This window comes from Mesorhizobium sp. 113-3-9 (assembly GCF_016756515.1).
Taxonomy (GTDB): domain Bacteria; phylum Pseudomonadota; class Alphaproteobacteria; order Rhizobiales; family Rhizobiaceae; genus Mesorhizobium.
In genome coordinates this window covers 3,960,133-3,975,195 of sequence record NZ_AP023246.1, presented here as the reverse complement: position 1 = coordinate 3,975,195, position 15,063 = coordinate 3,960,133, and the positions used below count along the sequence as shown (strand labels likewise).

The 15,063-nt window shown below is 63.1% G+C and carries 13 protein-coding genes; 1 reads left to right on the top strand and 12 read right to left on the bottom strand.

Going from position 1 to position 15,063, the window contains the following annotated elements:
• Positions 1-14: 14 nt before the first annotated feature.
• The 4 genes from MesoLj_RS19235 to MesoLj_RS19220 form a co-directional block, all read right to left on the bottom strand.
• Positions 15-863, bottom strand: coding sequence for a DUF1194 domain-containing protein (locus tag MesoLj_RS19235; RefSeq protein ID WP_202321812.1), 849 nt, complete (start codon positions 861-863; stop codon positions 15-17).
• A gap of 93 nt (positions 864-956) precedes the next feature.
• Complete coding sequence (locus tag MesoLj_RS19230; protein WP_202321811.1) at positions 957-3,518, bottom strand: GcvT family protein; 2,562 nt, start codon at positions 3,516-3,518, stop codon at positions 957-959.
• Positions 3,519-3,642: 124 nt separating this feature from the next.
• A complete protein-coding gene (locus tag MesoLj_RS19225; protein ID WP_244735102.1) occupies positions 3,643-4,392 on the bottom strand; it encodes a siderophore-interacting protein in 750 nt (249 codons plus the stop codon).
• 13 nt (positions 4,393-4,405) lie between these two features.
• Entirely contained in the window at positions 4,406-5,458 is a 1,053-nt protein-coding gene (locus tag MesoLj_RS19220) for a pyridoxamine 5'-phosphate oxidase family protein (RefSeq protein ID WP_202321810.1), read from the bottom strand.
• Between the two features lie 207 nt (positions 5,459-5,665).
• Between MesoLj_RS19220 and MesoLj_RS19215 the strand changes: the two genes are divergently transcribed.
• Entirely contained in the window at positions 5,666-6,487 is an 822-nt protein-coding gene (locus MesoLj_RS19215; protein ID WP_202321809.1) for an AraC family transcriptional regulator, read from the top strand.
• Positions 6,488-6,490: 3 nt separating this feature from the next.
• On the opposite strand, the gene MesoLj_RS19210 is transcribed toward MesoLj_RS19215, so the two are convergent.
• From MesoLj_RS19210 to MesoLj_RS19175, 8 genes are all read right to left on the bottom strand, one after another.
• On the bottom strand, positions 6,491-7,249 hold the full coding sequence (locus MesoLj_RS19210) for an FkbM family methyltransferase (protein WP_202321808.1): 759 nt from the start codon (positions 7,247-7,249) through the stop codon (positions 6,491-6,493).
• Positions 7,246-8,478 (bottom strand): DUF2029 domain-containing protein, encoded by a 1,233-nt coding sequence (locus tag MesoLj_RS19205; protein WP_202321807.1) that lies wholly within the window; start codon positions 8,476-8,478, stop codon positions 7,246-7,248. The genes MesoLj_RS19210 and MesoLj_RS19205 overlap by 4 nt, the downstream gene beginning before the upstream one ends.
• Before the next feature lie 23 nt (positions 8,479-8,501).
• On the bottom strand, positions 8,502-9,932 hold the full coding sequence (locus MesoLj_RS19200; RefSeq protein ID WP_202327351.1) for an aspartate aminotransferase family protein: 1,431 nt from the start codon (positions 9,930-9,932) through the stop codon (positions 8,502-8,504).
• Positions 9,933-10,035: 103 nt separating this feature from the next.
• Entirely contained in the window at positions 10,036-11,043 is a 1,008-nt protein-coding gene (locus MesoLj_RS19195; RefSeq protein WP_202321806.1) for an NAD-dependent epimerase/dehydratase family protein, read from the bottom strand.
• The gene (locus tag MesoLj_RS19190) at positions 11,040-11,489 is read right to left on the bottom strand and encodes an EamA family transporter (RefSeq protein WP_202321805.1); all 450 of its coding nucleotides are present in this window, start codon (positions 11,487-11,489) and stop codon (positions 11,040-11,042) included. Before MesoLj_RS19190 ends, MesoLj_RS19195 begins: the two co-directional genes overlap by 4 nt.
• Before the next feature lie 123 nt (positions 11,490-11,612).
• Positions 11,613-12,962 (bottom strand): FAD-binding oxidoreductase, encoded by a 1,350-nt coding sequence (locus tag MesoLj_RS19185; protein ID WP_202321803.1) that lies wholly within the window; start codon positions 12,960-12,962, stop codon positions 11,613-11,615.
• A gap of 2 nt (positions 12,963-12,964) precedes the next feature.
• Positions 12,965-14,398: a UbiA family prenyltransferase gene (locus MesoLj_RS19180; protein WP_202321801.1), complete on the bottom strand. Its 1,434-nt coding sequence runs from the start codon at positions 14,396-14,398 to the stop codon at positions 12,965-12,967.
• A gap of 227 nt (positions 14,399-14,625) precedes the next feature.
• Positions 14,626-14,889, bottom strand: a complete 264-nt coding sequence (locus MesoLj_RS19175; protein WP_032930670.1) for a hypothetical protein — start codon at positions 14,887-14,889, stop codon at positions 14,626-14,628.
• Positions 14,890-15,063: the final 174 nt, after the last annotated feature.

The window sequence follows — 15,063 nt, the reverse complement described above, 5'->3', positions numbered from 1 at the left end:
GCCGTTGCCCGGGCCTAGCGGCTGTCCAGCATCCAGCTGCGGTTGCGCCACATTTTCTCGCCGATCTGGCAGTCGGCGGCCGGCTTGTCCTGCGCCAGCACCACTGGCGGATGGTCCGCCTCCTCCGCCGCCCATTGCGGTGATGCCGGACCGGCGAGTTCCAGCACCAGCTTGCGGCGGATGGCTTCGGGAAATTGCGTCCAGTCGTTGACCGGGATCATGAAGGCACCGGGGCCGCCTATGACGCAGTCGCTGTAGTAGCGGTCGAGATCACCGACGTCAAAGGCGCCCGAAAATCCGCCTCGGGTCATCAGCGGCAGGCCGTTGATGACGATGCCTTGCCTGACCACCCCGTCGCGGGTGAGATTGACCGGCGCGCCCTGATTGTTGGGACCGTCGCCCGAAATATCGATGACCCGCTTGGTTCCCTGATAGCCGCTTTCGGCGAAAAGATCGCTGCCGAACTCCAGCGCGCCTGAAATCGAGGTGCGACGCGCGCTGTTGGGCGGCTGGGCGGACAATTGCGCCACCACTCGCTCGGCATCGGCGCGGTTGGCGATGACAGTCCACGGCACGATGACGCGTTGCCATGTGGTGCCGGCCCATTCGACATAGGTGACGGCGATCTTGCCATAGGCGCCATCGGCGATCGCCTGCAGCACATTGTCATGCGTCAGGGCCGCCGCGTAGCCGTGTCGCTGGATCTCGAGCTCATCCGCCGACATCGACAGCGAGACATCCACCGCCAGCACCAGCTCGACATCGACCGGCTCGTCCGCGCGGGATTCCGGGGCCTGCCAGAGCATCAGCGCCAGCGCGGCGCAGCCGGAAATGAGATGTCTTGCATACGGGAAAGCAGACATGCCGCAAGGGTAAGCCAAAACGGCGCGGTTAAAAAGACAAAAGCCCGGCCAAAGGCCAGGCTTTTGCGGTCGGTCTTTCGCTCGAGCAGCCGATCAGCTGCGCGGCTTGAGGTTCTCCGGATCGTAGAGCGGCTTGTAACCAACGCCGGCGACTTCGACCGGGTAGGTCTCGCCGAAATATTCCACCTTGAGCTTGCGGCCTTCCTGCGCATGCGAATGCGGCAGGTAGGCGAGCGCGATGTTCTTGCCGATGGTCGGGCCATAGGCGACCGATGTGGTGAAGGAGCGGCGGCCGAGTTCGTCGACCAGCGTCTCGCCGGTGGCGGGATCCAGCACCGGCATGATGCCCACGGGATAACGCGCCACGCCTTTCGAATCGGTGTTTTCGGTCATCACCAGCGTGCACAAGGTCGCCGGCTGATGCTCGCGGGCACGGTACTCGACATGCTTGGCCTTGCCGCAGAAATCATTCTCCTTGACCTTCGGACGCGCGAGATCGGCTTCGAGCAGATTGTACTCGGTCAGAAGGTCGGCGTTCTGCAGCCGCAGGCTCTTTTCCATGCGGCGCGTATTGGCATAGGTCTCGACACCGAACGGCATGACGCCGGTCGAGCGCAGCGCGTCCCAGACGGCCAGGCCGTCCTCATAGCGCATGTGCAGTTCCCAACCCTGCTCGCCGACATAGGAGATGCGGAAAGCGGTGACATCCTTGCCACCGATCCGGATCGGCTTGATCGCGGCGAAGGGGAAGTTTTCAACCGAGAGCCCGTCCGGATTCTCGACCACCTTCTGCAGGGTCGCGCGGGCATTCGGCCCCCAGATGCCGATGGTGACGTATTTTTCCGTCACATCGGTGATGGTGACGTCAAAACCCTTGTCCTGCGCGGTGCGCTGCATGTAGCGAAAGTCGCGCGGGCCGGCATCGGCGCCGTCGATCACACGGCAGCGATCGGCCATGCGGATGACGGTGAAGTCGGCGCGCACCATGCCTTCCTCGTCGAGGAAGTGGGTGTAGATGCCCTTGCCGATGTTGTTGTCGCCGCCGATCTTGGCCGCGCACAGCCATTCCAGCAGCGCGACATGATCGGGCCCTTCGACGTCATACATGGAGAAATGCGAGAGATTGACGATGCCGCAATCCTCGCTCATCGCCAGATGCTCGGCATTGGAGACGCGCCAGAAATGGCGGTTGTCCCACTCGTTCTCGCGCACCGGCACCCGGTTGCCGTACTTCTCCAGAAGATGCTCGTTGGCGGCATAGCCATGGGCGCGCTCCCAGCCGCCCAGTTCCATGAAGTAGCCGCCGAGTTCCTTCTCGCGCTCCCAGAATGGCGAGCGCCTGATGTTGCGGCCCTTGGAGAAGGGCTCGCGCGGATGCACCGCCGGATTGTAGACCTTCATCGCCGTCTCGGTGCAGCGATCCCAGATGAACTGCTCCTTGGTCTGGTGCGGATAGAAGCGCGCATAGTCGATGGCGTGATGATCGATCGCGGTGCGGCCGTCGGTCATCCAGTCGGCGATCAGCTTGCCCATGCCGGGCCCGTCCTTGACCCAGATGGCGACGGCATACCACAGGCCCCTCACCTTCTGGCTCTCGCCCATCGACGGGCCGCCATCGGCCGTCACCTGCAGCAGGCCGTTGAAGGAATGGCTTTCATTGTAGCCGAGCTCGCCCAGGATCGGCGTCAACTCCATGGCGCGCTCGAGCGGCGCCAGGATCTGCTCCATGTCGAGATCGCGCTGCGACGGAGAAAGACGGGCCTGGTCCTTCTCCAGCAGGTCGCGCGGATGACAAAGGCGCGGATTGGTCTCTTCGTAGTAACCCCATTCGATCTGCCCGCCTTCGGCGGTCTTGGGATCGCCGGTGTCGCGCATATAGGCCGAGTTGCCCTGGTCGCGCAGCAATGGCCAGCCGATCTCCTTGCCGGTCCCGGCGAACTCATTGTACGGCCCGAAGAAGGTCAGCGGATGGTCGATCGGCATGACCGGCAGGTCCTCGCCGACCATTTCCGCGATCAGCCTGCCCCAGATGCCGGCGCAGACGATGACATAATCGGCCTCGATGGTGCCGCGGTCGGTCACCACGGCGCTGATGCGGCCGTCCTTGACCACGAGCGACCTGGCCGACGTGTTGGCGAAGGATTTCAGCTTGCCCGAAGCCTCCGCCTGGTCGACCAGCTTGCCGGCAACGGTCTGCGAGCGCGGAATGACGAGGCCGGCGTCCGGATCCCACAGGCCGCCCTGGACCATGTCCTGTTCGATCAGCGGGAACTTTTCCTTGATCTCGGCCGGTTCGATCAGGCGTGCGCGTGTGCCGAAAGCTTTCGCCGAAGCGATCTTGCGCTTGATCTCGTCCATGCGGCCGTCGTCGCCGACACGGGCGACTTCAAGGCCGCCGATGCGGGCGTAGTGGCCCATCTTCTCGTAGAAATCGATGGAATAGAGCGTCGTCCAGCAGGACAGGAAATCGTGGCTGGTCGTGTAGCAGAAGTCGGAAGCGTGCGCGGTCGAACCGATGTCGGTCGGGATGCCCGACTTGTCGATGCCGACAATGTCGTCCCAGCCACGCTCGATCAGGTGATGCGCGATCGACGCGCCGACAATACCGCCGAGGCCAATGATGACGACCTTCGCCTTTTTCGGAAACTCTGCCATTGCCCGCGACTCCAAAGTGATAAAGCGGGCGGACTATAGGGCGGAGCGGTGGGCCTGATGAAGCCTGTTTGCGACATTGGCAAAAAGCCGAGCGACCAGACGACAGAATGGTTCTGTTCGTAGCTCAGTCCAGCCCGACCTTGCCCGGCGCCCAATAGGCCTTGGCTTTCACCCGTGACGATCCGACGCCCTCCGTTTTCAGCACGCGGCTCACATGCTGGATCGACCGCGCCTTGCCTGTCAGGACGAAATACGCACCGCCGGCAGCATGCGTGGCCACCTCGACAGAAGCAGCGGTGAGATGCGCATCGTCGGTGGCACGCGCAATCAGCGTCGCATCGCCAAGGCCGATCGCCTCCAGTACCGGCCGTGATTCCGCAATATCAGTCGCTTCGAAAATACAGCTCACGCGCGATCTGGGAATGGCGCGGAGTGCCGCCGCCAGGGCGAAGGAAGTTTCGTCCCCGAACAGCACCATCGGTGCTTCAAGGCCGGAGAAGTCGAGTGAACGGCGTGGCCCGAAGAACTGGCAACCATCGCCTTCGCGCAAGGCATCAGCCCACCGGCTGCCGGGACCGTCGCCATGCGCGAAGGCGAGCAGCCGTGCCCTGCCGCGTTCCGCGTCCCAGTATATCGGCGTATAGGTTCGGGCAGTCAGGCCCGTGCCCATGGATATCTGCAGCTTCTGGCCGACCGCCCAGGCGATCCCCTTAAGCGCCTCGCCTTCGAGATCGACCAGGCGGAAATGCCGCGACAGGACCTCCACGGCGGCAACGCGCGCTGGGCGCATCAGCCATCGCAGCAAGGTCCGCGTGACGTAGCCCGGCTGGGGCGAAGACATCGTCTCCTGGAAGCGGTGGGCAGAATTGGTCAAGAGCATCACTCCATTACCTCTGATGTGGCGGGATCGGCACCATGTCGCTTGCGCGCCGATCACGATGGAACCGAACGGAGCCCCGGCGGTCCGTTTCCAGGCCTTTCCGCAAAAGATCGGAAACGCCGGGAACCGACACGGCAGCACTCGCAAGTTCGGCGCCGAGGCCTGTGTCCCGGCCGAGCCTGATGTACGCGGCGAATGGCTTGGCCGCCTCCATCGTGCGGGCTGGTGGCCTGCCGGGCCAGTCGCCGAGGCGCAGAAGGGTCGGGCTCTCGCCGATCTCGGCGGCGGGGTCCTCGATGATGGCGACCAGCGCTGACGTCTTGTCCTGGAAGACGAATGGTGCGCATGCGGTCTGATCGGCTGATATGCGGACGTTGCCCGACACATGAACGACCTGCGCCGACCCCAGGACCAGCACCATGGCAGCGGCCTGAGGCTGCGCAAGATGATGGCCGAAGAGGTGATTGCCTGGACGCTCCGTGAAACTGTTCCCGCCGCTCCGCGCCAGTATGCCGGCTGGATCGTCCTTTGGACTGAGCTCGACACGGCCCCACGCATCGACGGTCGCCAGCGCCATGAAGCGGTTGGCGGCAGCGAACGCGCTGACGCCTTGCGGCGCCAGCATCTCGAACAGGGCCGCCCAATATTCGGAGCGGATCAACGCCTCGTCGCGATGGCCATAGCATTCCTCGACGGCAATGCGGATTTCACCATTCCGAACCTCCCTCACCGTGCCGTTGACGCGCATCGTCTCGCCGATGCATGGCAGCAGGAACAGCGAGCCAAAACCTTGGCCAGGCACGGCCAAGGCCGGATCATCGAGCATCGCGATCGGCAACCGCAGTTCGTATGTGTCGCCGTTGGCGAAACCAGTCACGCCACCGCCGAGGGTGACGCCGAGCGCGGAGCTGTCTCCAAACGCTGCGAACATCAACCGCGAAGCCGCGATCCAGCGCAGCGCGGCACGATCGAGATGACCGATAATCCGAGAGTTCGTCGGCGGCGGGGTCGCGCCCATGGTTGCTTTCGACAGGGCGGCGGTATCGATCGGCTTGTTCATGGCAGCACTCCACGTTTGGGTGGGGGCCTTGAGGGAGCGCGACGGACACGACCTCAATACCCCTTCTCCATGGCTTCCTAATGGGCTCCTTGGTGGCATTTCCCTTGGGTTCGAGGACAATCACTACAATCTCAAGCGGTTGGCGACATCGGGCAAATATGACAAAATGTTTCGAGATCCTGCCAATATGGAAAGCCAACAGCCCAGATGCCTATTATCGAATCGCATCCCAAACCTGCTGATTTTCCCGATCCGGACGATGTGCCTCGGCCAGTGATGGTCTATGGCTTGACGCTGGCGACAGGCGTCATCGAGCTCAGCCATCACGCGCATCGCAAGGCCCAGCTGCTGCTCACATTGCGCGGCGTCTTCACATGCGAAGTCGAAAGCGGTCTGTGGCTGGTGCCGCCACATTGCGCGATCTGGATGCCCGGCGGTGCCGTGCACGCCATCAAGGCGTCCGGACCGATTGAAGGCTATAATGTCTTTATCGACCCCGCGATGGCGGCAGCCTTGCCGGCCACCTGCTGTACGCTGTCCGTCTCACCGCTGCTGCGCGAATTGCTGATCCGGGCCGCCAGTTTTCCCCTGGACTATCCAGAAGGCGGCCGAGAATCGCATCTGGGCACGCTGCTGCTCGATGAGATCGCCGCGGCTCCGGTCGAGCATCTGCACCTGCCGATGCCGCGAGACGATCGGCTGCGCCGGATTGTCGAGGCGATGATGGCCGACCCCGCCGATCGCGGCACGATGGAGACATGGGCGAGGCGCGCCGGTCTCAGCGAGCGGACGTTTGCGCGCATTCTCGCGCGCGAGACGGGAATGAGCTTTGGCCGCTGGCGCCAGCAACTGACGATCATGCTTGCGCTACAGTGGATGGCGGCGGGCGCCTCGATCCAGAGCGTGGCGCTCGACCTTGGCTATGAAAGCGCGGGCAGTTTCGTCACGATGTTCCGAAAAGCGTTCGGTACCTCGCCGGGCCGCTATATGGCTGAACGGCGCGGAGCCACAGCCACCGTTGACGGGTAAACCTTACGCGAAGGCCCAGATGTCCTCGGCCTGGAAGCCGACCTGGTAGCCGGCGGTCTTCAGCTTGACCACGACCTGGCCGATTTCGGCCGCCGGCAGCGCGCCGACCTCGACCTTGATCATGCCCGGACGATAACGCTTCAGGTCGAGCTGTTCAAAGACCATCCAGTCGGCGCCCTCGCAATCGACGAGGAAGGCGTCGATATGACTGATGCCGTTGCGGTCGAGCAGCGTCTGCAGCGTTTCCGACGGCACTTCGATGTCCCTGAGGTGCGGCGCGAATTTGTTGAAATTGGCATCGGCCTCGCCCCAGGCGTTCTTGCCCGACATCAGATTGGTGTCGGTGACCGAGGAGCAGCCGATGAACTCGATCGGCAGCGTGCCGGCCTCGAGGGCCGCTGCGTCGAAAGTATGGACGGTGATCGTGCCCCTGGTTTTTGTGACGGCCACCGGCTCGATGATGAAGCGGTCCGTGTCGGGATAGTTGGCGCGCAGCCGCTTCTGATTGTACGGGATCGGCTCGACCAGCATGGCGCGGGCGCCGGCAATCCTGTGCAGCCACGGCGTCACATCGTCGAACAGCGCGCCGTCGCAGGCACCGACATTGACCATCTGGAACGGCTGCCCCGCCCCACCGAAGCGCGCTTTCAGCGCCGCTTTGGCGAGGAATTTCGTGCCGCGCAGCGACGGCCCGCGATCGAGCAGGCCGGAGGGAAGACCGAGCGACAAGGCGATGCGCGCCAGGCTGGATAGCGAACTCATGGCTTGTCTCCGGGAATGACGTGCAAGGCCGCGCGGTGTTGGCCACGAACCGATGCCGCCCACAGCGCCATGAACGGCGCCGCCAGCAACAGGAAGGGTGGGATCAGATGAGGGAAATAGATGCGCGTGTCGTGGATCGGAAAGACCGTGAACTTGGCCAGCGCACCGAGCACCAGCGCCGCGAACAGGATGCCGGCACGGCGCTCGAGGCGGAAGCCGGCACGGCCGGCGGCGAACCAGCCGGCCAGTGCCAGGACAGAAACGCCGACCCAGCTGTTCAGGTTGACGGCGCGCAGCAGCGACGTCGCAAACGCCCTGAGATAGGCGGCGACCGAGAAGGCCGGCTCGAACCCGTCCATATTGTAGTGCTGTTCGATGCTGGAGAACCACAGATGCGGCCACCAGCCGGGATGATGGGCCCAGTGCGAAACGGCGAAATAGGCAACGAACGACGCGGCGAACCCGGCCAACGCGCCCCACGCCTGCTGCCGGAAGGCGACCAGCAGCACTGCAAAAATGGCAAGGAAAACAATATTGTCCGGCCGCACCATGAAGGCGACAAAGAGCAGGATCGCCGTCGCCGCCTCGCGGCCCCTTACATAGGCGTAGAGCCCGCCGAGCAGCAGCGCCGACGTGAGCAGATCCGGCGTCGAGGCACGCGCCGCATCGCCGAAATCAGCCATGATCAGCACCGCGCCGATCACCGGTGCCAAGGCCAGGGCCTTTTCCGAGCGCAGCCACAGCAACACGATCGCACCGAACAGCAGCACCGAAAACACCTGCACAAGGTGCATCGCCTCGACCGGAGACATCACCGCGCTCAGCGTCGACAGCATCTCGGCATAGAGGAACTTGATCCGATACATGCCGAGCAGCGAATGGAAGTCGGCGGCATTCTCCGTCATGTGGCTGCGGAAGCCGCCGCCATCATCGGTCAGTGTCTTGTAATCGGCCACCGACACGCCCGCTTTGACGGTGCTGTAGGCGTAATCATGCAGCGCCTGCGCATCGGGATAGGTGCCTTCCTCTGATATTGCGAGGTAAGGCAGCATGTCCCAGTTGGCGTCGGGCATCACCCATGCCGTGAACGCGGTCAGAAGGATGTAGAGCGCGAAGGCCGCCGCGCCGATCGGTGCGGCCAGCCGCGCATAGGTCCCCTCGCCCCAGGCCAGACCGGTCTCGGTGACCCGGTCGAGCGGGTTTTTCGCGGCGGGAGACTTGGTCAGCATCGTTCTGCCCAATGAGCTTTCTTCTAGCGAACCTGGCTTTTGACGAAGTCCTTCACGATCGAAACGATGCCGCGCGACAGCAGGCTGTCGAAGGCATCGACGAAGCGGTCGACATGTTCGCGCTGGCAGATCAGCGGCGGTTCGAGCCTGATGACGTTGCGGTTGTACTCGGTGAAGGCGACGAGCACGTCGTAGTCGCGCAGCAAGAGCGCGCCGACAAAACCCGACAGCGAACCCTTCAGCTTGTCGTCAAGCACGCTGACGATGGGCCTGAGCACCATCGGCAAGGTCTGCGAGAAGTCGTGGAACTCCAGGCCGACCATGAGGCCCTTGCCGCGCACATCCTTGATGATCTTGGGGTATTTGTCCTTGAGCGCCTGCAGCCGCTGCAGCAGATAATCGCCGGTGACAGCAGCGTTGTCGATCAGCCCCTCGTCATAGAGCACGTTGAGCGCCTCGATCGAGGTGACGCAGGCCTCGCCCATGCCGCCGAAAGTCGCCATGGCATGGATCATCGCGGTCTTCGGCGTGCCATAGGCCTTCATGTAGATTTCGCGCCTGGCGATCATCGCGCCGACCGCCGCCTTGCCGCCGCCAAGCGACTTGGCGAGCGCCGTCACATCCGGCACGACGCCGTAATGCTCGAAGGCATAGAAGCGGCCCGAACGGCCATAGCCGCATTGCACTTCGTCGGCCACCCACAGCACGCCATACTGGTCGCACAGCGCGCGCAGCTTCTGCCAGTATTCGGCAGGCGCCTGGATGATGCCGCCGCCGCCCTGGATGGTTTCAAGCACGATGACGCCGACCTCGGGATCGGAGCGGAACAGGCGCTCGACAGCCTCGATGTCGCCGAAGGGGATGCGCACCGTATTGTCAGCCATCTTGAAGTCGGCGCGGTAGAGCTGGCCGTCGGTGATGCCGAGCACGCCCTTGGTCTTGCCGTGGAAGGAATTCTCGGCGTAGACGATTTTCGGCCGCTTCGGGCCGGCGGCGCGCTCCGCGAGTTTCACCGCCGCTTCCATCGCCTCCGAGCCGGACGAGCCCAGAAACACCATGTCGAGATCGCCGGGCGAGCATTTGGCGATGTTGTGCGCCAGCGCGGCCGCATATTGCGACATGAAGGCGATTGCGATCTCCTGGCGCTTTTCCTCCTGGAACTTCTTGCGCGCCTCAAGCAGGCGCGGATGGTTGTGGCCGAAGGCCAGCGAGCCGAAGCCGCCAAAGAAATCGAGGATCTTGCGGCCGTTCTGATCGATGTAGAACATGCCTTCGGCACACTCGATCTTGATCTTGTGGAAGCCGAGCAGCTTCATGAAATGCAACTGGCCGGGATTGAGATGCGCCTTGAACAGGTCGGTCATGCGGGCGACATCCATCGCCTTGGCCTGCTCGACGCTGATCAGATCGGGCTTGGCGATGGTGGCGGGCGACAGCGCCGGCGCGTTGACCATGGTGCGCGCATTGGTCTGTTCGGGCTTGGCCATGACGGTCATTTCAATCTCCTGTCCGCGCTACGACCAGCGTCGTGCGCCATAAAACTGTTTGGCGAGCCCGCTATTCGGCGGGCACATGTTTGGTGGCGACGGCGTGCCCGGCCTTCTTGGCGCGGTATTCGCTGTAAGCGGCGATCAGCATGTCCTCGTCGCGATATTGCGGCACCCAGCCGAGCTGGCGCTCGGCCTTGGACACGTCGAGCACGCATTCCTCGTCGGCGATCAGATATTGCTCAGGGTCCATGATCGGCATGTTCATGAGGTCGAGCAGGTCGAGCGTGCGCTTGACCGCCCAGCCCGGTGTCGGGATCAGGATCGATTTCGAACCGGCATGCCGGATCAGGTCGCCGAGCAGTTTCTTCACCGGTGGCGGATTGAGCGAGCCGAGATTGTAGGCCTCGTTGGGCACGCCGGCCTTCCAGGCGGCGCGCGCAGCTTCCGCGCAATCGAACACAGAGATGAACTGATAAGGGTTTTTGCCCGAGCCGATCATCGGCACCGGAAGGTTCCAGTCGATCAGCTTGAACAGTTTCTCCAATATGCCGAGCCGGCCTGGGCCGATGATCAGGCGCGGGCGAAACAATGAGATCGACATGCCGCGCTTGCGCCATTGCGCGGCGAGTTCCTCGGTCTTCTGCTTCGACCAGCCATATTCGCCGAGCGGCGCGACGGGGTGCTCCTCGGTCATGGGCTGTGTGACCGTGTGGCCGTAGATCATGTCGGTCGTGTAGTGGACGAGTTTTGGCGTACCAGCCTTGTCCATGGCCTGCATGATGTGCTCCGTGCCGTGGAAATTGACCGGGAAGAAGAAGTCGTGCCGCTTGGCCCGCACCTGGATCGGCGACAGCATCTTGGCCGACAGATTGTAGACCATGTCGTCGGCCTTGAGCCCGACAGCGGCGACCGACGCCGGATCGGTCACGTCGCATTTGATAAAGCGGACATTGCGGTAGTGCGCCAGATCGCTTTTGACGATGTCGGCGACGACAACCTCTTCGCCATCGGCCACAAGCTTCGGGGCAAGGTGACGGCCGACGAAGCCGTCACCGCCGAAAATCACATGTCTCATCGAACGGTCTCGTTTGCAGGAATCTTGTCGGGCGAGATGGAAGCGGTCTGGTCTTCATGCCCTCGCCCACCCAAGTCTCGACCACTCTGCGCGATCAGCACGGTGCCGACGCAGATGAAGGCGATGCCGGCGATGCGCCAGCCATTGAGGTCTTCGCGAAAGACGAAATAGGCGAAGATGGCGACAGCGACATAGGCGAGGCTGAGGAACGGATAGGCAAAGGAAAGCTCGACCTTGGACAGCACGTAAAGATGCGAAGCCATGGAAATCACAAAGGTGCAAAGGCCCAGGAACACCCAGGGGCTGAACACGATCTGCAGCAATTTGAGGAGCGGATTGACGCCTTCGAACGAGATCGGCCCAAGCGACATCATGCCTTGCTTCAGCATGAGCTGCGCGGCGGCATTGGTCATGACTGTAAAGAGAATGAAGACGATATATTTCATGCCAGCTCACCCACCCGTGTCATCGACTAATACAAATCTGAAAAGATATCGTGAACTCACAAGAATGTTTTGAGTAAACCGTGAAATTAATCGCTCACTAACCACGATTCATTCCAATTTTATCTATTCGGCTGCCTCGACTCCACGCCGCCGCAGATCGATGCAGCCGGCGGTGCGCGCCCAGAAATCGGACATGAAGGCAGGGTCTCGCAACGCTTCCAGCCTCGGCCAGTCGGCGAAGGAGGCAGCGAAGGTCGCGGCACTCATGCGCGCATCCTTGTAAGGGTTGACCGCCCCGCCGGCCGCGATCGTGATGCGGTCGAGCTCGCCAAGCAGGGCAAGCGTCGCCGCCCCCTTGTTGGGGAAATCCAGCGTCAGCGTGTATCCAGGCCTAGGAAATGACAGCAGCGCCGGCGAGCGGACCCCGCCGAAACGCTTCAGCACGGTGAGGAAGGAGCCCTGCCCGGCCCGTCGGGCCGCCGTCAGCAGCTCTGGCACAACGATGCGCGCAGCCTCTTCCGGCACCACGCCCTGGTGCTGGAACAACCCTCTGGGGCCATAAAGCCGGTTCCAGTCACGCACACCGTCGAGTGGGAAGAAAAAGCCGTGGTAGCCGGTCTGGCGCGGCACGGTGGCCCGGCCCTTCTTCCATCGGTAGGCAGCGTTGAAAGTGGTCAGGAACGGCCGGCTGAGCACATTGAAGGGCGGCTGGAACGGTATCGCCAGCTTGCCGCCGGCGCGCGAGGCCGCATGCGAACCGTGTTCGGCATGGTTGCCGGTAAACAGCAGGCCACGCCCACTGTTGCGGCCACCGGCGAGTTGATCGATCCAGGCGACGGCATATTCATTGGCTTGGTCCGCCGCTTCGGCGAGGTCAAAGAACTCGGCGAGGTCGCGAAACGGTGTCGTCTTTTCGACGATATCGAGCGAAGGCACCCGCATCAGCCGGATCGAGGCGGACAGGATGAGGCCGGTCAGGCCCATGCCTCCGATTGTCGCCCGGAACAGACGCGGATTGTCTGATGCCGAGCAGCGATGGGTCCTTCCATCGGACCGCAGCAGCGTGAGGTTTTCGACATGGCAGCCGAAGGTGCCGCGCCGGTGATGGTTCTTGCCGTGCACATCATTGGCGATGGCACCGCCGAGCGTGACGAATTGCGTGCCCGGAACGACAGCCGGGAAGAAGCCGTAGGGTGCAGCGTGCGCGATGATATCCGCCAGCAGCACGCCGGCTTCCGCTTCGAGCACACCGGTCTCGGCATTGAAGGCGCGGATGCGGTTCAGCGTCCGCATGTCGACGACCGCGCCGGCGTGGTTCTGGCAGGAATCGCCGTAGGAACGCCCGTTGCCATAGGCCAGCAGCGATGCTTCCTTCGCTTGGCCGCCTTTCAGCAGCGCGATGGCGCCATCGGCGTTGATCGCGAGTGCCGCGGGCGGCGTGGCAAGGCCAAAGCTCCGGAAGCGTTCGACCATGCCTACCAGCCCCCGATGACCAGCAGCACCGCGCCGATCAGCACCACGATCTGGCTGCGCCAGTCACGGATGATGAAGACGACCGGGTCGTCATGCATCTCGTCGCGGCGCGCCAGGATCCAGACGCGCATGGTGAGGTAAAGCACGATCGGCGGCAGCGGCCAGATCAGCCATGGATGCGGATAGAGCTCGCGCACCGCGACACTGTCCATATAGAGCGCCAGCACCAGCGCCGAGGAAAAGGCCGACGCCATGCCGGCCTGGGCGACGATCTCCTGGTCTTCGGTGCGATAGCCACGGCCGGCGATGCGCTCACCAGGCGGAATGGCGGTGGTGCGCAGTTCGACAAAGCGCTTCACCAGCGCCAGCGACAGGAAGAAGAAGATCGAGAAGGCGAGCAGCCAGAACGAGACATCGACGCCGGTCGCGGCAGCACCGGCGAGCACGCGGATCGTGTAGAGGCCGGCAAGCGTCAGCACATCGACCAGCAGCATGCGCTTGAACGACAGCGAATAGGCCGTGGTGACGGCCATGTAGCCGCCAAGCACGGCCAGGAATTCAGGTGCCAGGAACAGCCCGGTGCCGACGCCGATCGCCAGCAGCACCGCGATCGCGCTAAGGCCGAACGGGATCGACAGCGCGCCGCTGGCGAACGGCCTGTTGCGCTTGGTGGCGTGTTTGCGGTCGAGCGCGAGGTCGAAGAAATCGTTGAGGATATAGATCGCCGAGGCCACCGCGCTGAACGAGATGAACGCCAGCACGCATTGCCAGATCATGTTGGTGTTGAAGTACTCGTGCGACAGCACCATCGGTACGGCGATCAGCGAGTTCTTCAGCCACTGGTGCACGCGCAACATCTTGATGATGGTCCGCAAGGTCGGCTTGGGCGCCGGCATGGTTTCGGCGCCGTTCGCCGCCTGCCAGCGTGCGGCGTGGCGGTCGGGCGCGACGACGATTGCATTGCGCGCGGCATCGAAGACCTGGAGATCGTGGCGGCTGTTGCCGGCATAGTCGAAGCCGCCATCGCCGTAGGCCGCGACCAGCGAGGCGCGCTTCTTGCCCGAGGTGAGATTGTCGAGACCATCGGTCGCCAGCACCCGGTCGAAAATGCCGAGATGGCAGGCAATGGCGTCGGCGAATTTGCGCGGCGTGCCGGTCGCCAGCACGATCTTGCGGCCTTCGGCATGTTCAGTACGAAGCCGGTCGAGCAGCGGCGCGCGATAGGGCAGCGACGCGGGGTCGATGTCGATGCGCTGCGCGATCGACTGCTTCAGCCGCGCCGGCCCGCCGGCCGCCCAGAAAGGCACCAGGAAAATATAGAGCGGGTTCTTCTTGAGGAGGAGGAACAAGCCTTCCCACAACAGGTCGGTCGCGATCAGCGTGCCGTCGAGATCGACCGCAAGCGGTATTGCGTTCCTGTCCGACCGCGCATCCATGCCCGTCCTGCCCTGCCAGCGTATGATCCGGAAAACCGGAATCCCGTTGCGCGCCGCTTTTTCGGCGTCTTGGGGCTGGTATAGCGGGGGATGGCGTAGCGAACGTTAAAACGCCTGGTTGCAGGCGGCTGCCGCACCGGTATTTCCGGCGTCATTGTTAAACAACGGCTACTTGAAACGATAAAAGGCCGGGCAAATACCCGGCCTTTCCAATGATACCGCCAGAATTACTTGATGCGGGCGACGCCGCCGGAGATTTCGACGGTTTCCGAACCGGTCAGGGCTTCGAGGTCACCGTTCGGCAAGGTGACGAAGCAGCCGTTCTGGCAGAATTCAACGGTTTCACCGCCGGCCAGGGCAAGGTCGGTCTTGCTGCCGCCCTCCGTCACGACCAGCGTACGGGTCTCGGCGTCCTTGTTGACCGCGCTGGCGGCATGAGCCGAGCCGCTCACGGCGAGCAAGGCGACGGCAGCGACGAGAGACTTCCACATGGTGCAATATCGGTGTTCCCACCGCCTCTGTTGCATTTCGCAAGGCATTTTCGCCCTTTGCTTGAGAGCTTATATGAGATGGAAGCTGAACCGCAACTGAATGCCGTATTCATGCCGCAATTGGTTTTGGCATTCTCCAATGCCGGTTACCGGCACACGCCCGGCCCTGTTAAT